The sequence below is a fragment of the Nocardia elegans NBRC 108235 genome, from assembly GCF_001612845.1.
Lineage (GTDB): Bacteria > Actinomycetota > Actinomycetes > Mycobacteriales > Mycobacteriaceae > Nocardia > Nocardia nova.
The window spans coordinates 200,032-221,640 of the sequence record NZ_BDBF01000007.1 but is presented as its reverse complement, the minus strand read 5'-3'; the positions used below and the strand labels follow the sequence as shown (position 1 = coordinate 221,640).

19 protein-coding genes are annotated in these 21,609 nt (G+C 69.1%); 12 read left to right on the top strand and 7 right to left on the bottom strand.

Translation table 11 applies throughout. The features are described from left to right. Positions 1-122: 122 nt before the first annotated feature. Entirely contained in the window at positions 123-1,337 is a 1,215-nt protein-coding gene (locus tag NE2_RS07120; protein WP_063024946.1) for a hypothetical protein, read from the top strand. 170 nt (positions 1,338-1,507) lie between these two features. Here the strand turns inward: NE2_RS07120 and NE2_RS07115 are convergent, their stop codons facing one another. Further along, positions 1,508-2,494 carry a heme o synthase gene (locus tag NE2_RS07115; protein ID WP_063024944.1) on the bottom strand — a complete coding sequence of 329 codons (987 nt, stop codon included), beginning with the start codon at positions 2,492-2,494 and terminating at the stop codon, positions 1,508-1,510. Between the two features lie 439 nt (positions 2,495-2,933). Between NE2_RS07115 and tkt the strand changes: the two genes are divergently transcribed. The 5 genes from tkt to pgl are packed head-to-tail and all read left to right on the top strand — an operon-like array spanning position 2,934 to position 9,409. Further along, positions 2,934-5,078, top strand: a complete 2,145-nt coding sequence (gene tkt / locus NE2_RS07110; protein WP_063024942.1) for a transketolase — start codon at positions 2,934-2,936, stop codon at positions 5,076-5,078. 3 nt (positions 5,079-5,081) lie between these two features. Continuing rightward, positions 5,082-6,212, top strand: coding sequence for a transaldolase (gene tal, locus NE2_RS07105; RefSeq protein ID WP_063024940.1), 1,131 nt, complete (start codon positions 5,082-5,084; stop codon positions 6,210-6,212). Positions 6,213-6,217: 5 nt separating this feature from the next. After that, positions 6,218-7,780, top strand: coding sequence for a glucose-6-phosphate dehydrogenase (zwf, locus tag NE2_RS07100; protein WP_063024937.1), 1,563 nt, complete (start codon positions 6,218-6,220; stop codon positions 7,778-7,780). After that, a complete protein-coding gene (gene opcA / locus NE2_RS07095) occupies positions 7,777-8,685 on the top strand; it encodes a glucose-6-phosphate dehydrogenase assembly protein OpcA (protein WP_174553914.1) in 909 nt (302 codons plus the stop codon). The genes zwf and opcA overlap by 4 nt, the downstream gene beginning before the upstream one ends. After that, the gene (gene pgl, locus NE2_RS07090) at positions 8,678-9,409 is read left to right on the top strand and encodes a 6-phosphogluconolactonase (RefSeq protein ID WP_063024933.1); all 732 of its coding nucleotides are present in this window, start codon (positions 8,678-8,680) and stop codon (positions 9,407-9,409) included. The genes opcA and pgl overlap by 8 nt, the downstream gene beginning before the upstream one ends. A 207-nt stretch (positions 9,410-9,616) precedes the next feature. Here the strand turns inward: pgl and NE2_RS07080 are convergent, their stop codons facing one another. Next, positions 9,617-10,609: an alpha/beta fold hydrolase gene (locus tag NE2_RS07080; RefSeq protein ID WP_063024929.1), complete on the bottom strand. Its 993-nt coding sequence runs from the start codon at positions 10,607-10,609 to the stop codon at positions 9,617-9,619. A gap of 54 nt (positions 10,610-10,663) precedes the next feature. Here NE2_RS07080 and NE2_RS07075 point away from each other — a divergent pair, with 54 nt between their 5' ends. Both NE2_RS07075 and NE2_RS07070 read left to right on the top strand, forming a co-directional pair. Beyond that, positions 10,664-11,500, top strand: a complete 837-nt coding sequence (locus NE2_RS07075) for an SDR family NAD(P)-dependent oxidoreductase (RefSeq protein ID WP_063024928.1) — start codon at positions 10,664-10,666, stop codon at positions 11,498-11,500. 67 nt (positions 11,501-11,567) lie between these two features. Further along, positions 11,568-12,059 (top strand): flavin reductase family protein, encoded by a 492-nt coding sequence (locus NE2_RS07070; RefSeq protein ID WP_063024926.1) that lies wholly within the window; start codon positions 11,568-11,570, stop codon positions 12,057-12,059. A gap of 41 nt (positions 12,060-12,100) precedes the next feature. On the opposite strand, the gene NE2_RS07065 is transcribed toward NE2_RS07070, so the two are convergent. Continuing rightward, the gene (locus tag NE2_RS07065) at positions 12,101-12,943 is read right to left on the bottom strand and encodes a LysR family transcriptional regulator (RefSeq protein ID WP_063024924.1); all 843 of its coding nucleotides are present in this window, start codon (positions 12,941-12,943) and stop codon (positions 12,101-12,103) included. Positions 12,944-13,013: 70 nt separating this feature from the next. Here NE2_RS07065 and NE2_RS07060 point away from each other — a divergent pair, with 70 nt between their 5' ends. Further along, entirely contained in the window at positions 13,014-14,168 is a 1,155-nt protein-coding gene (locus NE2_RS07060) for a YbfB/YjiJ family MFS transporter (protein WP_233429696.1), read from the top strand. Here the strand turns inward: NE2_RS07060 and secG are convergent. The 4 genes from secG to NE2_RS07040 are packed head-to-tail and all read right to left on the bottom strand — an operon-like array spanning position 14,155 to position 17,024. Beyond that, complete coding sequence (gene secG / locus NE2_RS07055) at positions 14,155-14,388, bottom strand: preprotein translocase subunit SecG (RefSeq protein ID WP_030518417.1); 234 nt, start codon at positions 14,386-14,388, stop codon at positions 14,155-14,157. The genes NE2_RS07060 and secG overlap by 14 nt on opposite strands. A gap of 20 nt (positions 14,389-14,408) precedes the next feature. Continuing rightward, on the bottom strand, positions 14,409-15,155 hold the full coding sequence (locus NE2_RS07050) for an SDR family oxidoreductase (protein ID WP_030518416.1): 747 nt from the start codon (positions 15,153-15,155) through the stop codon (positions 14,409-14,411). 31 nt (positions 15,156-15,186) lie between these two features. Next, positions 15,187-16,371, bottom strand: coding sequence for an NADH:flavin oxidoreductase (locus NE2_RS07045; RefSeq protein ID WP_063024920.1), 1,185 nt, complete (start codon positions 16,369-16,371; stop codon positions 15,187-15,189). 2 nt (positions 16,372-16,373) lie between these two features. Further along, the gene (locus NE2_RS07040) at positions 16,374-17,024 is read right to left on the bottom strand and encodes a TetR/AcrR family transcriptional regulator (RefSeq protein WP_307617291.1); all 651 of its coding nucleotides are present in this window, start codon (positions 17,022-17,024) and stop codon (positions 16,374-16,376) included. A 145-nt stretch (positions 17,025-17,169) separates the two neighbouring features. Here NE2_RS07040 and NE2_RS07035 point away from each other — a divergent pair, with 145 nt between their 5' ends. From NE2_RS07035 to NE2_RS34750, 3 genes are all read left to right on the top strand, one after another. Then, positions 17,170-18,309, top strand: coding sequence for an LLM class flavin-dependent oxidoreductase (locus NE2_RS07035; RefSeq protein ID WP_063024918.1), 1,140 nt, complete (start codon positions 17,170-17,172; stop codon positions 18,307-18,309). Between the two features lie 51 nt (positions 18,310-18,360). Next, positions 18,361-19,041: an FMN reductase gene (locus tag NE2_RS07030; RefSeq protein ID WP_063024916.1), complete on the top strand. Its 681-nt coding sequence runs from the start codon at positions 18,361-18,363 to the stop codon at positions 19,039-19,041. Positions 19,042-19,173: 132 nt separating this feature from the next. After that, a complete protein-coding gene (locus NE2_RS34750) occupies positions 19,174-21,606 on the top strand; it encodes a thiamine pyrophosphate-dependent enzyme (RefSeq protein ID WP_373862223.1) in 2,433 nt (810 codons plus the stop codon). Positions 21,607-21,609: the final 3 nt, after the last annotated feature.

The following is a 21,609-nucleotide window of genomic DNA, read 5'->3' as shown; positions in this document are numbered from 1 at the left end:
ACCGGACGGATATCTCGCCTGGCATCGGCAGGGGTGACCCGCCGACGACCCGGGCAGGCCTATGGTGGATGATCTGTGCTGCCGCCCAAGCCGATTCGCCCGCTTCGCCGTACCGTCGTACGGTGGTCGAGCGGTCGCTCGGGGCGGCCGGCAGAACAGGCATCGGTCAGGGGTTGATCCAGATGTTGGTGAAGGTTCGCAACGACGACCCGTCGCGGCTGTCCAATTCCGAACGGACGGTGGCGAACTGGCTGAAGACCTGGACCGGCGCGCACGCGTTACCCGGTATCGCGGTGGTCGCGGCCGGTGTCGCCGATGCGATCGTCTGGACGCCGAAGACCTGCGTGGTCGTGGTGATCAAGGACTTCACCGAACGGGCGAGCGGCACGCTCACCGTCTCCGGTTACCGGCCCTGGACCATCGACGACCGCATCGCGCCGCTGGCCGGAACCGAGGCCGGCACCGAACCGATGACCGAGATCCGCGCCCGCACCGGTGAGATGGCCGAGCTGCTGCGCGGCGCGCCCGGCCGGGAGCGGGTCGGGGTGACCGGCATGGTGCTGGTCATGCCGCAGTTGAGCAGCCGGGTCGCATTGGACAAGGGTGATCTCCCGGACGGGATCGATGTCGTTCTCGGTGACGGGCCCGCGGCGTTGCGCAACTACTTCAGCCGGATCACCGCGGACGCACCCGACACCTGGGATGCGACGCAGGTCGGCCAGGCACTGGCCGCGATCGGATTCGCCGCGGCCGCAACCCATTCCGATCTCACCGCGGAGGGCTTTCCCGCGCGGCTGGAGCGCACTCCCCCGCCGCCGAACCCGGTCCCGTCCCGCGGCCCCACACCACCGGCGGGGGCGCCGATTCCCGGGCGGGGTCCGGCCGCTGTCCCGGTCGCCGCCGCTGCCCCGATGTCGCCGGGTGGTGCGCCGGTATCGATGGCTCGCCCGAATCCGGCGCCGCAGCCCGCGCCCGGTCCGGTCCCCCAGCCCGTGGCCGCGGCCGGTTCGGGTCCTGTAGGGCCCGCGCCGGCCTACGGGCAGAACCAGCAACCCTATTCGGTGCCCTTCGATCCGCGCCCGCCCGCGGCTCCGCCTCGGCGCAACCGCAACCGCAGCCTGGTGCCACTGGTTCTGCTGGGCGTTCTGGTCGTCGTGCTGGCGTTGGCGGCCATGTGCACCGCGGGCGGCGGTTCCGGGTCCGGCCCCGGCCACGCTCCAGCTTCCGGTCGCACCACCACAACGACCACCTCGCACTACACCCCGGCGCCCGAACGCACCGTGCCGCCCTCGACGCCCGGGCACGCGTGCTACCCGTTCCAGCCCGGCTGCCCCTGAGTCGCGAACCTACGGGCCGCCGGACACTACAGGCGTAGGTGGCCCAACAGCTCGACTCCCCACCCTGGAAGCGCGGCGCATCGGGACCGCCTACCGGATCGAATTACCGGTGACGCGCGCGTCTATTCGATGTGGCGGATTGCGGGCCCATGGCCGGGCCCGACGCGATCTCAGCCGAACAGCGTCGAGCCGATGGTGTGCCAGCCGAGGACCGAGTCCACGGCCAGACCGCAGAACACCACGGCGAGGTAGTTGTTGGACTGCAGGAACAGCCGCAGCGGCTTGACCGATGCCCCCCGGCGCACGCCGGAGTACAGCTGATGCGCCATCAGCAGGAACCAGGCGCCGGCCACGATGGCGACCGCCGCGTACACGACACCCGTCGCCGGGATCAGCGCCAGGGTGGCGAGCACGGTCAGCCAGGTGTAGATGACGATCTGCTTGGTCACCGCGCGTTCGGTCGCTACCACCGGCAGCATCGGCACGCCGGCCGCGCGGTAGTCGTCCTTGTAGCGCATGGCCAGCGCCCAGGTGTGCGGCGGCGTCCAGAAGAAGATGACCGCGAACAGCGCGACCGCGGGCCAGCCGATGGTTCCGGTGACCGCCGACCAGCCGACCAGTGCGGGCATACAGCCCGCCGCGCCGCCCCACACCACGTTCTGCGAGGTCCGGCGCTTGAGGCCGAGGGTGTAGACGAAGACGTAGAACAGGATCGTCGCGACCACGAGCAGGCCCGAGAGCAGATTCGCCTGCCACCACAGCCACGCGAACGAGCCGGCACCGAGAGCGACACCGAAGACGAACGCGTTGCGGGTCGGCACCGCGTCGCGCGCCAGCGGACGCTTCGACGTGCGCTTCATGACCTTGTCGATATCGGCGTCGGCGACACAGTTGAGGGTGTTGGCACTGGCCGCACCCATCCAGCCGCCGAACAGGGTGGCCACGATCAACCGGATGTCGACATGGCCACGATCGGCCAGCAGCATCGTCGGGATGGTGGCCACCAGCAGCAGCTCGATGACCCGCGGTTTCGTCAGCGCGATGTAGGCGAGTACCCGGCGGGTCAGCTTCGACAGCGGGCCGCTGCCCTGGACACGGTCGGCGAGCGCCGTCGCGGAGGAGCCATGCGCATCACCCGGCTGTTGCCCAATCCGCACTGTCTCTCCTCGCAGGTGGTGCATCGATCCGGTAGGGAAGCAACGGTTTCGGCGGCGTGGCGGGTCCTCCCGCGCGCAGCCGTTTCCGCTGTCACCGCAGAGCGCGGCGCGGGCGGCGCAGCCTCTACTACAGACGATGGTAGACCCCTGCGTGTTGTGCTCCGGCACCCACCCGCCGCCAAACCGCCCGTGCCGCAGGCGATCGGCCCCGGCAGGACCGGACGCGAGCGCCACGTCACATATCCGCCGTCGGCCGCTGTGCGGAATCGCCGCGACCGGTCACGGCGGCGGCTGTCATCATTCACCGTAACCCCGCGCACCTGCACGGGGTGCGGGCGAAGGGTTCCCCACTCACGGCGATCAGGCGACCTCTAGGGTGGTGGGTACAGCCCGCAAGCCGCCGTTGTACACACACGAGAAGGTCAGGAGAACCTCGGTCGTGTCAGTCACAGACGACATCCGCGCCCTCACCCAGCCCGCACATCCGGCCGACTGGACCGAACTGGACACCAGAGCCGTCGACACCGTCCGTGTCCTGGCCGCCGACGCGGTGCAGGCCGCCGGCAACGGTCACCCCGGCACCGCGATGAGCTTGGCGCCGCTGGCCTACACCCTCTACCAGCGGGTCCTGCGCTACGACCCGAGCGATCCGGATTGGACCGGCCGCGACCGGTTCATCCTCTCGTGCGGACATTCCAGCCTGACCCAGTACATCCAGCTGTACCTGTCGGGACTGGGCCTGGAACTCGACGACCTGAAGCACCTGCGCAAGTGGGGTTCGCTGACCCCGGGTCACCCGGAGTTCCGCCACACCAAGGGCGTGGAGATCACCACCGGCCCGCTCGGCCAGGGCCTGGCCTCGGCGGTCGGCATGGCGATGGCCGCCCGGCGCGAGCGCGGTCTCTACGACCCGTCCGCCGCGACCGGCGCCAGCCCGTTCGACCACTTCGTCTACGTCATCGCCTCCGACGGCGATATCGAAGAGGGCGTCACCTCGGAGGCCTCCTCGCTGGCCGGCACGCAGCAGCTGGGCAATCTGATCGTCTTCTACGACGACAACCGGATCTCCATCGAGGACGACACCTCCATCGCGCTGACCGAGGACACCGCCGAGCGCTACCGCGCCTACGGCTGGCACGTGCAGGTCGTCGAGGGCGGTGAGAACGTCACCGGCATCCTGGAGGCGATCGAGGCCGCCAAGGCGGTCACCGACAAGCCGTCGTTCATCCTGCTGCGCACGATCATCGGCTATCCCGCGCCGAACAAGATGAACACCGGCGCCGCGCACGGCGCCGCGCTGGGCGCCGACGAGGTCGCTGCCACCAAGGAGATCCTGGGCTTCGATCCGGGCCAGAGCTTCGTCGTCGACGACGAGGTCATCGCCCACACCCGCGGCAACGCCGCCGAACGCGCCAAGTCGGCCCGCGCCGTCTGGCAGGAGCAGTTCGACGCGTGGGCGCAGGCCAACCCGGAGAACAAGGAGCTGTTCGACCGGCTGCGCGAGCGCCGGCTGCCGAAGGGCTGGACCGAGGGCCTGCCCTCGTTCGAGCCCGACGCCAAGGGCATGGCCACCCGCAAGGCCTCGGGCAAGGTCCTGGCCGCGCTGGCCCCGGTGCTCCCGGAGCTGTGGGGCGGTTCGGCCGACCTGGCCGAATCGAACAACACCACCATGCCGGGAGTGCCGAGCTTCGGCCCGGCGTCGATCTCCACGGGTATGTGGAAGGCCGAGCCCTACGGCCGCACCCTGCATTTCGGTGTGCGCGAGCACGCGATGGGATCGATTCTCAACGGCATCGCCCTGCACGGCCCGACCCGGCCCTACGGCGGCACCTTCCTGGTGTTCTCCGACTACATGCGCCCGGCGGTCCGGCTGGCCGCGCTCATGCGCGTGCCGGCCATCTACGTCTGGACCCACGACTCCATCGGCCTGGGTGAGGACGGCCCGACCCACCAGCCGATCGAGCACCTCGCCGCGCTGCGCGCCATCCCGGGCCTGAACGTGGTCCGCCCCGGCGACGCCAACGAGACCGTGTACGCGTGGCGCACCATCCTGGAGCTCGAAAGCGCCGAGCAGCATTCGCATTTCGTGCCGGCCGACCACCCGCACACCGACGGCCCGTCGGCGCTGGCGCTGACCCGTCAGGACGTGCCCACCCTGGAGGGCACCAGCTACGAGGGCGTCTCCCGCGGCGGCTACATCCTGGCCGAATCCTCCACCGGCACACCGCAGGTGATCCTGATCGCCACCGGTTCCGAACTTCAACTCGCCGTCGCCGCGCGCACTACGCTGGAGGAGCAGGGCATCGGCACCCGCGTGGTGTCCATGCCGTGCGTGGAATGGTTCGACGCGCAGGAACAGTCCTACCGCGACGAGGTGCTGCCGCCGCAGATCACCGCCCGCGTCACGGTCGAGGCCGGTATCGCGATGCCGTGGCACCGCTTCACCGGCAGCGACGGTGAGAACGTCTCGATCGAGCATTTCGGTGCCTCGGCCGACTTCAAGACCCTGTTCCGCGAATTCGGCATCACCGCCGAAGCCGTCGTCGATGCCGCGAAGCGCTCACTCGACAAGGTGAAGGGATAACCAATGGCACAGAACGAGAATCTCGCCGCACTGTCTCGCGCAGGCGTGTCGGTGTGGCTCGACGATCTGTCACGTAACCGGATCCGCTCGGGCAATCTCGCCGACCTCGTCGCCACCCGCAGCATCGTCGGCGTGACCACCAACCCGACCATCTTCCAGGCCGCCCTGAGCGAGGGCCACGCCTACGACGACCAGGTCAAGGAGCTGGCCGCCCAGGGCGCCGATGCCGACGCCGCCATCCGCACGATCACCACCGACGACGTCCGCTCGGCCTGCGACGTGCTGGCCGAGGTCTTCGACGCGACCGGCGGCGTGGACGGCCGGATCTCGATCGAGGTCGACCCGCGACTGGCCTTCGACACCGACAAGACCGTCGCGCAGGCGGTCGAGCTGTGGAAGATCGTCGATCGGCCGAATCTGTTCATCAAGATTCCGGCCACCGAGGAGGGCCTGCCCGCGATCACGCGCGTGATCGCCGAAGGGATCAGCGTCAACGTCACGCTGATCTTCTCGGTGCAGCGCTACCTCAGCGTGATGGGCGCCTATCTGGACGGCCTGCGCAAGGCGCGCATCGCCGGCCACGACCTGTCCCGCATCCATTCGGTCGCGTCGTTCTTCGTCTCCCGCGTGGACACCGAGATCGACAAGCGGCTCGAGCAGATCGGTTCGGACGAGGCGCTGGCCTTGCGCGGTAAGGCCGGAATCGCCAACGCGCGCTTGGCCTATGCCGCCTACCAGGACGTGTTCGACGGGGGTAGCCACACCTCGACCTACTCGCATCTGGCTTCGTCCGGTGGTAACCGGCAGCGGCCACTGTGGGCGTCGACGGGCGTGAAGAACCCGGACTACCCCGACACCATGTACATCACCGAGCTGGTGGCGCCGAATACGGTCAACACGCTGCCGGAGAAGACCCTCGAGGCGTTCGCCGATCACGGCGAACTGCGCGGGGACACGGTGTCGGGCACGGCGGCCGACGCGCAGGGTGTGTTCGACGCGCTCACCGGCGTCGGAGTCGATCTCGACGACGTGTTCGCCGTCCTCGAGCGCGAAGGTGTCGAGAAGTTCGAGAAGTCGTGGGACGAGCTGCTCACGGCGACCACCGCCGAGTTGAAGAGCACCGGAAGCAACTGACCGCGATGGCCGGCCAGAGGAAGACGGCCGCCCCGGGGAATCCGCTGCGCGAGGAGCGCGACAAGCGGCTTCCCCGGATCGCCGGCCCGTGCAGCATGGTGATCTTCGGGGTGACAGGGGACCTGTCACGCAAGAAACTGATGCCGGCCATCTACGACCTCGCGAACCGGGGGCTGCTGCCCCCGGGTTTCGCGCTGGTCGGGTTCGCCCGGCGCGATTACGCCGACGAGGATTTCGCTCAGGTCGTCCTCCAGGCGGTCAAGGAGCATGCGCGCACCCCATTCCGGCAGGAGGTGTGGGAACAGCTGTCGGAAGGTATCCGCTTCGTGCAGGGCACCTTCGACGACGACGCCGCCTTCGGCACGCTCGCGCAGACGCTCAAGAAGCTCGACGCCGAACGCGGCACCGGCGGCAACCACGCCTTTTATCTGTCGATTCCGCCGAACGCGTTTCCGATTGTGCTGGAACAGCTTTCGCGCACCGGGCTGGCGAAGCCGCCGGATCCGGGGCCGGGCAAACCGCAGCCGTGGCGGCGGGTGGTGATCGAGAAGCCCTTCGGTCACGACCTGCAGAGCGCCCAGGAGCTCAACGCCCTGGTCAACCGGGTGTTCCCCGAGGAGACGGTCTTCCGTATCGACCACTACCTCGGCAAGGAGACGGTGCAGAACCTGCTGGCGCTGCGGTTCGCGAACGAACTGTTCGAGCCGATCTGGAACGCCAACTTCGTCGACCACGTGCAGATCACGATGGCCGAGGACATCGGATTGGGCGGGCGCGCAGGCTATTACGACGGCATCGGCGCCGCCCGCGACGTCATCCAGAACCACCTGCTGCAGCTGCTGGCGCTGACGGCGATGGAGGATCCGGTCAACTTCCAGCCGCGACAGCTGCAGATCGAGAAGATCAAGGTGCTCTCGGCGACGAAGCTGGTCGAACCGCTGGAGGAGACCACCGCCCGCGGCCAGTACGCGGCCGGCTGGCAGGGCAGCGAGCGCGTGGTGGGCCTGGCCGAGGAGGAGGGTTTCGATCCGCATTCGCGCACCGAGACCTACGCCGCGATCACGCTGAACGTCGATACGCGCCGCTGGGCGGGCGTGCCGTTCTATCTGCGCACCGGAAAACGCCTGGGGCGCAGGGTCACCGAGATCGCGGTCATGTTCAAGCGGGCCCCGCATCTGCCCTTCGATCAGACCATGACCGAGGAGCTGGGCCAGAACGCGCTGGTCATCCGGGTGCAGCCGGACGAGGGCATCACCATGCGGTTCGGGTCGAAGGTGCCCGGATCCAGTATGGAAGTCCGCGACGTCAACATGGATTTCAGCTACGGCGAATCGTTCACCGAATCCTCGCCCGAGGCCTACGAGCGGCTCATCCTGGATGTGCTGCTGGGCGAGCCGTCGCTGTTCCCAGTCAACGAGGAGGTCGAATTGGCGTGGCGCATCCTCGATCCCGTACTCGATCATTGGGCCGAGGGCGGTAAGCCCGAGTCCTACGAGTCCGGCACCTGGGGTCCGGCCTCGGCCGACGAGATGCTCGCCCGCACCGGGCGCGAATGGCGGCGGCCATGATCGTCGACATGCCCGACACCAGCACCCGCGAGGTGACCAAACGACTGGTCAGCCTGCGCGAGTCCAACGGTGTGATCGCCATGGGCCGGGTGCTCACGCTGGTGGTGTGCACGCTGGATTCCTCGGAGGCCGAGGACGCCATCGACGCCGCCAACGACGCCAGCCGAGAACATCCCTGTCGCGTGATCGTGCTCGCGCGCGGCGACCGATTCTCCGAGACCAAACTCGACGCCCAGATCCGGGTCGGCGGCGACGCTGGGGCCGCCGAGGTGATAGTGCTGCGACTGCAGGGCGAGCTGGTCAACAACGAGAGCAGCGTGGTCATCCCGTTCCTGCTGCCGGACACTCCGGTGGTGGCGTGGTGGCCGCGCGGCGCGCCGGAGTTTCCGTCGCGGGATTCGGTGGGACGCTTGGCCATTCGCCGGATCACCGATTCGACCTATGCCCCCGACCCGCGTGCGGCGATCACCCGGCGGCTGGATTCCTACGCGCCGGGCGACACCGATCTGGCATGGAGCCGGATCACGTTCTGGCGGGCGCTGCTGGCCTCCGCACTCGACGTGCCGCCGTACGACCCGATCGAATCGGTAACCGTGTCGGGTTTGGCCGAAGAACCCGCGCTCGACATTCTGGCGGGATGGCTGGCGGCCAAATTGGACTGCCCGATCCGCCGCCGGACCGGAGAGTTGAAGGTCGTCCTGCACCGCGCGTCGGTGTCGGTCGGCATCGAACGTCCGCAGACGGGCCGCACCGCGACCCTGACGCGGACCGGCGAGCCCGATCAGCGGTTCGCGCTCGCCCGTCGTGAGACCAAGGACTGCCTGGCGGAGGAACTGCGGCGGCTCGATGCCGACGATGTCTACGCCGAGGCATTGGCCGGAATCGGGAAGGTGCTCTATGAGTAAGCCGGAAATCGCGGTTTTTGCCGATCACGACGAACTGGTGAAGGCGGCAGCCGTGCGGTTCGTGCAGGTGGTGACCAGAGCTCAGGCCGAGCGTGGTTCGGCGTCGGTGGTTCTCACCGGCGGTGGCACCGGGATCGCCCTGCTGGAGCAGGTGCGGCACGCACCCGGCGCGATCGACTTCGGTCGCCTGGACGTGTTCTGGGGCGACGAGCGTTTCGTCCCGGCGGGCGATGCCGAACGCAACGAATTGCAGGCACGTGAGGCGTTGCTCGACCACGTGCCGGTCGACCCGGCGCGGGTGCATCCGGTCGCGACCTCCGACGGGGAGTATCCGGATCCGGTCGAGGCCGCCGCCGAGTATTCGGCGACGGTGCACGCGCATCTGACCGAGCACGGCGCATTCGACCTGCATCTGCTCGGCATGGGTGGCGACGCTCATGTGAACTCGCTGTTCCCGCATTCCGCGGCCGTGGCGGAGGAGCACGAACTCGTTCTCGCCGTGACCGATTCGCCGAAGCCGCCGCCGGTGCGCGTCACCCTGACCCTGCCCGCGGTCGCCCGCGCGCGGCACGTGGTTCTGGTAGTCGGCGGCGAGGGCAAGGCCGAGGCGGTGGCCCAGGCGGTGGGCGGCGCTTCCCCGCTCGAGATCCCGGCGGCCGGGGCGCACGGCAGCGAAACCACCACCTGGATGCTGGACGAAGCCGCGGCGGCGAAGCTGCCCTGAGGTAGTGCGGGCGAAGCTGCCCTGAGCCGGGGCGGCAAATCCGGCTAATCGTCCTCTGTCTGCGCCCACGCGGCAACAGGCAGTCTCAGATACACACCGACGAGGTGGCCCGCGGGCAGGATGCGGGCCACCTCGTCGTGAATGTGGGCCGCCCGGCTGTGCGCGTAGACGCTCCGGCCGCACCCGGCGCGGGGAGTAGGCGAATCCCTACCGCGGCACCGCATTTCGCGACGCATCGCCGGCGACAAGTTCGGCGAGGTGACGCAACAGGAAGTCGTTCACCGCATCGGTGCGCTCGAGTTGGACGAGATGTCCTGCGCCGGGCACCTTTTCGACCGCCCGCAGATCCGGTATGTGCGCACGCAGCACAGCCAGTGGGTCTCGGCCGCTGAAACCCTCCATATCCGGGTCGTTTTCGCCGTAGAGGAAGCAGGTCGGCACCGGCACCGTCGTCGGCAGGCCCTCGGTCAGCTCCCAGTTGCGGTCCAGCGCCCGGTACCAGGTCAGCCCGCCGGTGAAGCCGGACCGTTCGAATTCCGCTGCGAGGGTGTCGAATTCGGATTCCGAGAGCCACGGCCAGGGCAGTGCGGGCGCCTGCGGCAGCGCGTCCAGGTAACCGATACCGGGCGGATTCTTCCAGGTGTCGAGGTAGTGGAACTCGCCACTGAGCGCGTAGTACACGCGGGCCAGGAATTCACGGGGGCGAGCGGCGAGTTCGGCGTCGGCGACACCGGGCTCCTGAAAATACGACAGGTGCAGGAAATGACGCTGTGCGGCGCGCGTCCAGAACTCCGACGGCGCCTTCGGCGGCCGGGGCGCGTACGGATTGTTCAGCACCATGATCGCCGCTACCCGTTCCGGCGCCCGCAGTGCCAGCTCCCACACCAGCTGCGCGCCGAAGTCCAGGCCGACGAAAACCGCTCGCTCGGCGCCGATCTCGTCGAGCAGCCCGAGCAGATCGCCGATCACCGCCCGATTGGTGGTCGCCTCCACCCCGCCGGGCGCCTCGGTCCGGCCGTAGCCGCGCAGATCCGGGGCGATGGCGTGATATCCGGCCGCCGCCAGCGCCGACAGTTGCCGATGCCAGACGTACCAGCCGTGCGGAAATCCGTGGCAGAAGATTACCGGATACCCGCGTCCCGCTTCGGCGATATGCAGCCGAATCCCGTTGGTCTCCACGAACCGATGCGTCGGCCCCACTGCGCCTCCCAGGTACTAGAACACGTTCTCGTTTCACGGTAGTGTCCCGGAGTCGTGAACGGAATACTGACCGATCGAGTCGCCGTCGTCACCGGTGCGAGCCGCGGTATCGGCAAGGGCATCGCGCTCGAGCTGGGTGCGGCCGGCGCGACGGTGTACGTGACCGGGCGCTCCGAACGTCCCGGGCAGCTGCCGGGCACCGTGGCCTCGACCGCCGGCGAGATCGACGAGCTCGGCGGGCGCGGGGTGCCGTTCGTCTGCGACCACCGCGACGACGCGGCGGTGGCACGGTTGTTCGAGACCGTGCGCGCCGATCACGGCCGGTTGGATGTGCTGGTCAACAACGTCTACAACTCCCCTGCCTCGGCGCGCTGGCTCGGCAAACCGTTCTGGGAGGTGCCGCCGAAGGCCTGGGACGAGGGCTTCGATATCGGAGTGCGCTCCCATTACGCCGCAGCCCATTTCGCGGCGCCGCTGCTGATCGAATCGGGCGGGCTGATCGTCGACATCTCGTCACCGGGCGCCGACCATTTCACCCACAACGTCGTCTACGGCGTGGGCAAGGCCGCTGTCGATCGGCTGACCGCCGATATGGCGCATGATCTCGCCGGCACCGAGGTCACGGTGGTGTCGCTGTGGCCGGGGATCGTGAATACCGAACTACTGCAGCTGGTTCCGGCCGATGCGCAGGGCCGGCGCCTGATCACGCTGCCCGGTGAGGGCACCTTCGATCTGAACGAAGCCGAGACTCCGCATTTCGCCGGACGCGCGGTGGTCGCGCTCGCCGCGGATCCGGGCCGGCGCTCACGCACCGGCCGGGCGTGGCGAGTGGCCGATCTGGCCGAGGCCTACGGCTTCACCGATATCGACGGTCGCGTGCCGCGCACGTGACAGGCGCTGTTCCCTTAGCCTGAGGCGGCGGGTCGCATCGCGCGACGCCGGCAGTGAAGGAGGGTGGATGGACGCGATCGCGAATTTCGACGCGCTGGTAGCGGCGGCGGACGCTCCGATCTATGTGGTGACGGTGGCGACGGAATCCGAGCGCGCCGGGTGTGTGGTCGGCTTCGCGTCCCAGGTCGGGATCGAACCACGCCGATTCCTGGTGTGCCTGTCCGAACTCAACTACACCTACCGGGTGGCCGCGGGCGCCACCCACGTCGCGGTGCATCTCGTCGATTCCGGTTCGCGGGCCCTGGCCCAGCTGTTCGGTGCGGAGACCGGCGACGATGTCGACAAGTTCACCTGGTGCCGGTGGCATCACGGGCCCGACGGAGTGGTGGTGCTCGACGAGGCGGCGGCCTGGTTCTCCGGCCGGATCCTCGAGCGCCACGATTTCGGCGACCACGTGGGTCTGCTGCTGGAACCGCTGGGCGGCCCGACCCCGCCGGAGGGCACCACCGGGCTGCGCTACAGCGACCTCGCCGGTCTCACTCCCGGCCACCCCGCCTGAAGGCTTCCCCTGGTTTTCGAGGCCTCCGGCGTTCGAGACCCTCAGCCGTTCGCGGCGAGGTCGAGGAAGCTCCGCACCGACCTGCCCGGCGCGGGCCGGGTCCGCCAGGCCAGCCGCAGGGCCGACGGCGGGGCGTCCGGGATATCGAGGTAGGCCACGCCGGGATGCGGCGCTCGGGTGCGTGCCAGTTCGGGAACGGCCCCGATGCCCCGGTCGGCGGCGATCAACTCGATCCACTCGTCGAAATTGGTGCAGGTGACGATCTCGCGGCCGGGTTCGGCTGCGGCCCAACTGGTTTCGTCGGTGGTGCCGGAGACGGTATTGACCACCAGCGGATAGGCCGCCAGATCCTGCCACCGCAGCCCCGCCGCGTTCGCCAGCGGCGAGCGGATGGACACCGCCGCCACCCGCCGCTCGGTGCCGATGATCCGCCCGCTCATGGCGGCAGGCAGCCGAATATCCTTGCGATACAGCGCGATATCGATACCTCCCGCCGCGACGGCGGCCACCGGATCGTCGATGCGATGGATGCCGACCCGCCCGCCGCGCGCCTCGAAGCGGGTGCGGACCTCGGTGAACCAGTCGTCGGGCAACAGCCAGGAAAACCCCACCGATACCCGGGCCCGCAGCCGCAGATCGGCGGTGACGGCATCGATATCGGCGACGATCCGGGTCGCGGCCGCGAGCAGATACTCCCCTTCCGCGGTGAGGACGAAGCGCCGCGCACTGCGCTCGACCAGCCGGCAGTCCAGAATCCGTTCGGCCTGTTGCACGGTGCGAGTCAGCGAGGGCTGGGTGGTGTGCAGCCGCGCCGCGGCGCGGGTGTAGTTGGCTTCCTCGCACAGCACCAGGAACGCGCGCAGATGCCGCAGTTCCAGATCCATACGTTCAGCGTATACATCGTGCACAGGAAGCATTTCACGGGGCCGCGCCGGATCCGTAACGTTGGTCGGCGTGACCATCGCACTTCCTCGACAGGCATCGCTCGCGCCCGCGCTGCGCGCCTCGGCCGGATTGGCCGCCGCCATGGGCATCGGTCGCTTCGTCTATACGCCGCTGCTTCCGGTGATGATCGACGCCGGGCGCTTCGGCGCACATACCGGCGCGGTCGTGGCGGCGGCCAACTACGCGGGCTATCTGCTGGGCGCGGTCGCGCTGGCGCGGTTTCCGGAATACAACGGCCGCACGACATTTCGGCTATCGGCCGCCGCGCTGGTGGTGAGCGAGGCGGCCATGGCGATCCCCGCGCCGGCGATCCTGCCGATCATCCTGCGGACGGTGGCCGGCGTCGCGAGCGCGGCCCTGTTCATCGGCTGCGCGCAGATCGCCGCACGGCACGAACACCGAAGGCGCGCAGCGGGTATCGCCTTCGCCGGAGTGGGCACGGGGATCGCGGCAACGGGTGCGCTGGTACTGGTCGCGCAATCGGTGCTGTCGTGGCAGGCGCTGTGGCTCGCCGCGGCCGCGCTGACCGCGCTGCTGCTGTGGCCGGCCCTGCGGCTGGAAGTCGTCGCCGGTAGCCGTACCGGCGCGGCGACGGTGCGGTCGCCGCGCTCCTGGCGGCTACTTCAGCTGACCTATTTCCTGGAGGGGCTGGGCTATATCGTCCTGGGGACGTTTCTGGTCGCCGCCGTGGACGCCACCGGTCATCGGACCACGGGCACCGCGATCTGGATCGTCGTGGGAGTGGCGGCCGCCCCCGCGACCGTGGTGTGGGGCCTGATCGCCCGGCGGGCTACTCCGGTGATCGCGCTGGTGGCCGCCCTGGTGCTGCAATGTCTGTCGGCTCTGTTGCCGACGCTGTCGGCGGGTATCTGGCCGGCGGTGGCGTCGGCCGCGCTGTTCGGCGCGACCTTCATGGGAATCACCCTGCTCGCCCTCGAGATCGGCGACGATCTGGCCGGTCTGGGGGCGGCGGCGACGTTGACCGCCGGATACGGGCTCGGCCAGATGCTCGGACCTCTGGCGGTGGCGCCGGTGCTCGGCGAGAGCTACGACGCCGCGTTCACGATCGCGGCGGCGATCCTGGCGGTGGCCGCGGTATCGGCGATCGCGATCTGCGCGCGGCGGCGCCTCGACGCCGCCACCGCGCCGATCAGGCGAACTTGATCTCGAAGCCGATACCGAGGATGGCGATGAACCAGATCAGGCCGACGAAGATGGTGATGCGGTCGAGGTTCTTCTCGACCACCGTGGATCCGGACAGACTCGACTGCACACCACCACCGAACAGGCTGGACAAGCCTCCACCCTTCGCGCGGTGCAGCAACACCAGCAACACCAGCAGGACGCTGGTGATGACCAGGAGGATATCCAGGAACATTTGCATGCCGACAGTTTATGGGATGCTCAGCCCACCACCGAACCGGCCGTCATCCCGCCGTCGACGACGAATTCCGCACCGGTGCAGTAGCTGGATTCGGTGCTCGCCAGAAAGACCACCAGATCCGACACCTCGGCGGGCAGGCCGAGCCGCGCACGCACATTCTCGCCGCGATCGACCGCGATCTCCTCGGTGACCCCGATCATCGGCGTCAGAATTCCGCCGGGATGCACCGAGTTGACCCGCACGCCCTCGGGCGCGAGTTCCAGCGCGGCCGACTTGGTCAGCCCCCGCACTCCGAACTTCGAGGCGGTGTAGGCGTGCATGCCGCTCACGCCCTGCATACCGGCCGCGGAGGAAATATTGATCACCGCGGCCGGGCGGGCGGCGACCAGAGCGTCGCGCGCGGCGCTCAACCCCAGGAAGGGACCGGTCAGGTTGATGTCGATGACCCGCTGCCACTGCTTCTCGGTGTAGGTGCCCAGCGGGCCGCCGTCCAGCACGCCCGCATTGTTGACCAGCACATTCAACAGCCCGAATCGTTCGACGGTGGCGGCGACCGCGGCCTGCCAGCCGGCGGCTTCGGTGACGTCGAGATGTACGTAGCCGGCCTGCTCACCCAGTTCCGCGGCCAGCGCCTGCCCCGCGTCGTCGGCGATGTCGCCGAGCATCACCCGCGCTCCCTCGGCGACGAAGGCCCGCGCGTGCGAGGCCCCCATGCCGGAGGCGCCGCCGCTGATGAGGGCAACCCGGCCCGTCAAACGTCCACTCATGACATCGTCTCTCTTCTCTCGTCGGTCTGGGTCAGGAGGCGGGAATGGGCGGGCCGTCCAGCCGCAGCACGCATCGGGTCCCGGTGTAGATGGTGGGCATGCATTCGTTGCAGTGGATGCAGGCCGAACGGGTCTCGGCGTCGGAGCGGATGCGCTGCAGCAGATCCGGCTCGCGGAGCAGGGCGCGGCCCATCGCCATGAATTCGAAGCCCTCACGCCGCGCCCGCCGCATATCGTCGATATCGGTGATGCCACCCAGCAGCACCAGCGGCATCGACAACTCGCGGCGGAACTGGCGGGCCCGTTCGAGCAGGTAGGTGCCGTGATACGGGTACTCACGCAGGAACGCCTTGCCGACGACCTTGAAGCCCAGGCGGGTCGGGCCGGGCAGCGTCTTGGCGAAGGCCTGCCGTGGCGCATCGCCGTGGAACAGCAGCATCGGGTTGAGCAGCGAACTACCCGCGGTCAGCTCGAGGGCGTCGAGTCCGCCGTCGGATTCCAGCCAGGAGGCCACCCGGAGTGACTCGGCCAGCGAAAATCCGCCGCGCACACCGTCTTCCATATTCAGCTTGGCCAGAATCGCCAGCCGGCCGCCGACGGCTTCGCGCACCGCGAGCGCGATCTCGCGGGCCATCCGGGCGCGATGTTCCAACGGCCCGCCGTAGGCGTCCTTCCGGCGGTTCAGCAGCGGACTGAGGAACGAGCTGACCAGATAGTTGTGGCCGAAGTGCAATTCCACGGCATCGAATCCGGCCTCCTCGGCCAGCAACACCGCCCGCACGTGCGCGGCGACCAGATCCTGGATCTCGGCCACCGAGGGTGACCGCATCATCTTCATGCTCAACGGCGACCACAGCCGCGTCGGCGCCAGCGCGGGTGCCCGGTTCGAGGCCGCGTTGGCGACCGGTCCCGCATGGCCGATCTGCGCACTGACCTTGGCTCCTTCGGCGTGGATGGCGTCGGTGAGCCGCCGCAGTCCCGGTAGCGCCTCGGGGCGCATCCAGATCTGGTGGCGGTCGGTGCGCCCGCCCGGAGCGACGGCACAGTAGGCGATGGTGCTCATCCCCACGCCGCCGGCCGCGATCTCCCGATGGAACTCGATCAGTTCGTCGGTGACCAGCGCGTCGGGGGTCCGCCCCTCGAAGGTGGCCGCCTTGATCACCCGGTTGCGCAGGGTGATCGGGCCCAGATCGACGGGTTCGAAAATATCGTTCACTACTACTCCTGTACGGCGGTATGCGAAGCGGTGGAGGCGGGCGCGGCGGGATGCGAGGCACCGGTAGCGGGCGGCGGTGCGGCCAACCCGGCGATGACGAATTCGCGCAGCGTCGCCACCGCGGACGGCGCGATGTCGTAGTCCTCGGTGCTGCCGAAGCGCATGATGATCAGGTCGAAGGCCAGCTGCCAGCGGCGGCGTGCCTCACCGGAGGTCAGCTCCGGCAGCAGCTGTGACCACGACTCCATCCGGAACCACTGGTGCTGCCAGGACATCGGCCGCCGGCGCAGGATCAATCCGGCCAGCAGCCGCAGATGCAACCGGCCCATCGGGTCGGCGGCGAGCTCGACGAACGGCGCGAGCACCGCGTCGACCACGGCCGGGACCGAGCTCGGCTCGGTGGCGGTGGCCGCCGCCAGCCCCTCGGCCCACAGCGGTCCGAGCCGATCCTCGATGAGGGCGGCGATCAGCGCCTCCTTGGAGCCGAAGTGGTAGTGCACCGCGGCCGGGTTGGCGCCCGCGGCCACGCAGATCGCCCGCACCGAGACGTCCTCGTAGCGCTCGGTCAGCAGTAACCGCTCCGCTGCCGCCAGCAGTTTGGACCGGGTACCGGCTGCCACCTTCTCGCCCATGCCGTTAGTGAACCACGACACAGAACAACTATCAATCACTGATTGAATCAGTGAGACAAAGTGCTGCGCACCGGCCGTTTCTCGGGTAGTGGACATGTCAAGGAATACTGGGACAGCGGCCCTCGTTCAGGTGATTGAACTTTTGATCAGATCTCAGGAGGCGGCCATGCAGTTCGGCATCTTCACCGTCGGCGACGTCACCGTCGATCCGACCACCGGCATCGCGCCCACGGAGGGCGAGCGCATCGACGCGATGATGCGCCTGGCCCTGAAGGCCGAGGAGGTCGGGCTGGACGTGTTCGCCACCGGCGAGCACCACAATCCGCCGTTCGTGCCGTCCTCGCCCACCACCATGCTCGGGTGGGTCGCGGCGCGCACCGAGAAATTGCAGTTGTCGACCTCGACCACGCTCATCACCACCAACGACCCGGTGAAGATCGCCGAGGATTACGCGATGCTGCAGCATCTGTCGGGCGGCCGGGTCGACCTGATGATGGGCCGCGGCAACACCGGGCCGGTCTACCCGTGGTTCGGCAAGGACATCCGCAAGGGCGTCGAGCTCGCGATCGAGAACTACCACCTGCTGCGCCGGCTGTGGCGCGAACCGGTGGTCGACTGGCAGGGCCAGTTCCGCACGCCGCTGCAGGGATTCACCGCGACTCCCGCACCGCTGGACGGCACGCCGCCGTTCGTGTGGCACGGCTCGATCCGTTCGCCGGAGATCGCCGAGCAGGCCGCCTATTACGGCGACGGCTTCTTCCACAACAACATCTTCTGGAACAAGGAACACACCGAGGAGATGGTGCGGCTGTACCGGCAGCGGTTCGAGCACTACGGTCACGGCTCGGCCGACCAGGCGATCGTCGGTCTGGGCGGGCAGGTGTTCATGGCCGAGACCGAAGCGGAGGCCAAGAAGTTCTTCCGGCCGTACTTCGACAACGCGCCGGTCTACGGGCACGGTCCGTCGCTGGAGGATTTCAGCGAGATGACGCCGCTGACCGTCGGTACTCCCGAGCAGGTCATCGAGCGCACCCTCGGCTTCGCCGACTACGCCGGTGACTACCAGCGCCAGCTGTTCCTGATCGACCACGCCGGCCTGCCCATCGACGTCGCCCTGGAACAGGTCGAGATCCTGGGCCGCGAGGTGGTGCCGGTGCTGCGCAAGGAATTCGAATTGCGCCGTCCCGCGCACGTTCCCAGCGATCCGCCGACCCACGCGTCGCTGGTGGCCGACGGTCCGGAGGCGCCGCATCATCTGGTGGAGCCGGCGCGTGAGCGGCTGCTGGCCGCGGCCGAGCAGGCCTGATTCATCCCACCGCGTATTCATCCGACCGCATCGAACGAGGGACGAAAACCCATGTCGCACACCGTTGTCGTACTCACCGCCGGGTTGTCGCAGCCGTCGAGCACCCGCCTGCTCGCCGATCAACTTGCCGACGCGGTGGCCTCGGCCGTCGGCGCCCGCGGTGAGGCCGTGACCATCGAGGTCATCGAATTACGGGATCTGGCAAGCGATCTCGCCGCCACGATGGTCTCCGGCGGCCTGCCGACGCCCGCGGTGGCGGCGGCACGGGAGAAGGTGTCCGCAGCCGACGGCCTCATCGCCGTCACCCCGGTGTTCGCCGCGAGCTACTCCGGGCTGTTCAAGATGTTCGTCGACGTGCTCGACACCGAGGCGCTCAACGCCATGCCGGTGCTCATCGCCGCCACGGCGGGAACCGCCCGGCACGCGCTGGTGCTCGAGCACGCGATGCGGCCGCTGTTCACCTACCTGCGCGCCGTCGTCGTTCCGACCGGCGTGTTCGCCGCGACCGAGGATTTCGGTTCGGCCGGACTGGGTGAGCGGATCCACCGCGCCGCGGCCGAATTCGCCACCCTGGTGGTCGCGGTACCGACCGGCGTGGACGGGTTCCTCCCCGAACCGGCTCGGACCCGGCAGTCGGGCAACCACCTCGGCGAGGTGACGCCGTTCGCCAAGCTGCTCGCGGGCCACACGGGACACACCGAACATTCCCACCGGCCGGCCGAACAGCGGTAGGACACCGCGCTTCTCTCCCCTGCCGGCCCCGCCACGCTCTGATCGACTCGCTCGGGTAGGCCGGCGAGTTCGCTTCGACCGCCCGCGCACCCAATCCGGTGCGCGGGCGGTCCCACGCGACATGATGGAGGGGTGACTGCGGGCCCGGAAGAGCTTCTCGACGACTGGTTGCGTATATCCCTGGCGAAGGTGCGGCCGGGACCGCGGCGCGCCGCCACCGATCCGATCGGCAGCGGCAGTCCGATCACCGTCGGGACGTGTCTGGACTTGTTCGATGCTCAGGCCACGAGCCGGCATCTGGATTTCGCGGCACGGCGGCTCGGCGCGAGCAAGCGCGGGTACTACAGCATCGGGTCCAGCGGGCACGAGGGCAATGTGGTGCTGGCGCAGGCATTGCGCAGCACTGATCCGGCGCTGTTGCACTACCGGTCCGGTGCGTTCTTCGTGCACCGCTGCCGGCAGATCCCGGGACTGGACCCGATCCGTGACGTGCTGCTGGGAGTCGTCGCGGCGGCCTCCGATCCGATCTCGGGCGGGCGGCACAAGGTGTTCGGCAGTGCGCCCGCGTCGGTGATACCGCAGACCTCGACCATCGCCTCGCATCTCCCCCGCGCGATGGGTCTGGCCTTCGCGCTCGATCGGGCCCGCCGGCTGGGCCGGGACACGCCGTGGCCGCGAGATGCGGTGGTACTGTGCACATTCGGCGACGCGTCGGCCAATCATTCCACCGCGACCGGTGCGATCAACGCCGCGATCCATACCGCGCACCAGGGTATTCCGATGCCGCTGCTGTTCGTCTGCGAGGACAACGGTCTCGGCATCAGCGTGCCCACTCCCCCGGGCTGGATCGAAGCGGCCTTCGGATCGCGACCGGGGCTGCGGTATTTCGACGCCGACGGCTCCGATCTCCGGCAGGCCCTGTCGGTGGCGTCGGCGGCCTCGGAATCCGTGCGTGCCCGGCGGCGTCCCGCACTGTTGCGGCTGCGCACGGTGCGGCTGCTCGGGCACGCCGGATCCGACGTGGAGTCGGCGTACCGCCGGCCCGAGGACATCGAGGCCGACCGCCGCCGCGATCCGGTCGCCGCGACGGCCCGGTTGCTCGTCGAGATCGGTGCCGCCACCGCCGGAGAAGTTCTCGCCCACTACGACGCGATCGGCGCCCGCGTGGCGGCGACGGCGGCACAGGTGGCCGAAGAACCGCATCTGGACTCGGCCGAGGCGATCCGGGCGCCCCTGGAATTCGGACGTGCCCGACAGCCTTCGCCGAATCCGAAGCCGGGCCCCCGCGCCGGAGACCGCACGCCGGCCGCTGCCACCACGGCCTCGCCGCAGCAGTCCGAGAGCGCTGCGCGGACAGATCCTTTCGAGCATCCAGTGTCCCGGACCGAGTCCGCGTCGGCCGCCGAATCGGCACACCGCACCGACTTCGGTGGCTCCCCCACGGTACCCGCGGATTCCACCGGCACCTCGACGGACGGCGAGACGAGTCCGGCGCCGCGCTCGCATGCCGGGGCCTCGGAGCAGACCGCCGATCGCGCCGGGCCGATGACGCTGGCGCAGGCGATCAACCACACGCTGGCGTCGTTTCTCGACCACGACCCCGATGTGCTGGTTTTCGGCGAGGACGTCGGCCGCAAGGGTGGCGTCTACGGCGTGACCAAGGGGCTGCAGCGGCAGTTCGGGGCGCGGCGGGTGTTCGACAGCCTGCTGGACGAGCAGAGCGTGCTCGGCACCGCGCTGGGCGCCGGACTCGCCGGATTCGTCCCGATTCCGGAGATCCAGTATCTCGCCTACGTGCACAATGCCCTGGACCAGATCCGGGGTGAGGCGGCGACCCTGCCGTATTTCTCCGCGGGGCGGTACCACAACCCCATGGTGGTGCGGATCGCCTCGTTCGCCTATCAGCGTGGCTTCGGCGGGCACTTCCACAACGACAATTCCGTTGCGGCGCTGCGTGATATCCCCGGCGTGGTGGTCGCGGCGCCGGCCCGGGCCGACGACGCCGCCGCGATGTTGCGCCGGTGCGTGGAGGCCGCTCGCAGCGAGGGCCGGGTGTGTCTCTACCTCGAACCGATCGCCCTGTACCACACCCGCGACCTGCACCGCCCCGGCGACGGGGGCTGGCTCGCCACCCCCCACGAGGATCCGGTATCGCTCGGCCGGGCCCGAATCCACGGCGACGGCACGGATCTCACGATCGTCACTTTCGCCAACGGTGTACCGATGAGCCTGCGCGTCGCACAGCGCTTGGCGGACAGCGGCATTCGCGCGCGGGTGCTCGACCTGCGCTGGCTCACACCTCTTCCCGTCGACGATCTGCTGCACCACGCCCGCGCTACCGGCGCCGTTCTCGTCGCCGACGAGACCCGCCGCAGCGGCGGGGTTTCGGAATCGGTGTGCACCGCACTGCTCGACGGCGGTTTCGACGGCCCCCTCGCCCGCGTCACCAGCGCCGACAGTTTCGTCCCGCTCGGACCCGCCGCAGAACTGGTGCTGCTGAGCGAAGCGGCGATCGAGGCCGCGGCGCATCGGTTACTGAAATCCGGCCCGCTCCACGAGGATTAGCGG

Bases quoted from the DNA above. Each gene is read 5' to 3' on its own strand.
- tal (WP_063024940.1), top strand. From the start codon at position 5,082: ATGGCACAGAACGAGAATCTCGCCGCACTGTCTCGCGCAGGCGTGTCG.
- zwf (WP_063024937.1), top strand. From the start codon at position 6,218: ATGGCCGGCCAGAGGAAGACGGCCGCCCCGGGGAATCCGCTGCGCGAG.
- opcA (WP_174553914.1), top strand. From the start codon at position 7,777: ATGATCGTCGACATGCCCGACACCAGCACCCGCGAGGTGACCAAACGA.
- pgl (WP_063024933.1), top strand. From the start codon at position 8,678: ATGAGTAAGCCGGAAATCGCGGTTTTTGCCGATCACGACGAACTGGTG.
- NE2_RS07070 (WP_063024926.1), top strand. From the start codon at position 11,568: ATGGACGCGATCGCGAATTTCGACGCGCTGGTAGCGGCGGCGGACGCT.
- NE2_RS07065 (WP_063024924.1), bottom strand. From the start codon at position 12,943: ATGGATCTGGAACTGCGGCATCTGCGCGCGTTCCTGGTGCTGTGCGAG.
- secG (WP_030518417.1), bottom strand. From the start codon at position 14,388: ATGCAAATGTTCCTGGATATCCTCCTGGTCATCACCAGCGTCCTGCTG.
- NE2_RS07050 (WP_030518416.1), bottom strand. From the start codon at position 15,155: ATGAGTGGACGTTTGACGGGCCGGGTTGCCCTCATCAGCGGCGGCGCC.
- NE2_RS07035 (WP_063024918.1), top strand. From the start codon at position 17,170: ATGCAGTTCGGCATCTTCACCGTCGGCGACGTCACCGTCGATCCGACC.
- NE2_RS07030 (WP_063024916.1), top strand. From the start codon at position 18,361: ATGTCGCACACCGTTGTCGTACTCACCGCCGGGTTGTCGCAGCCGTCG.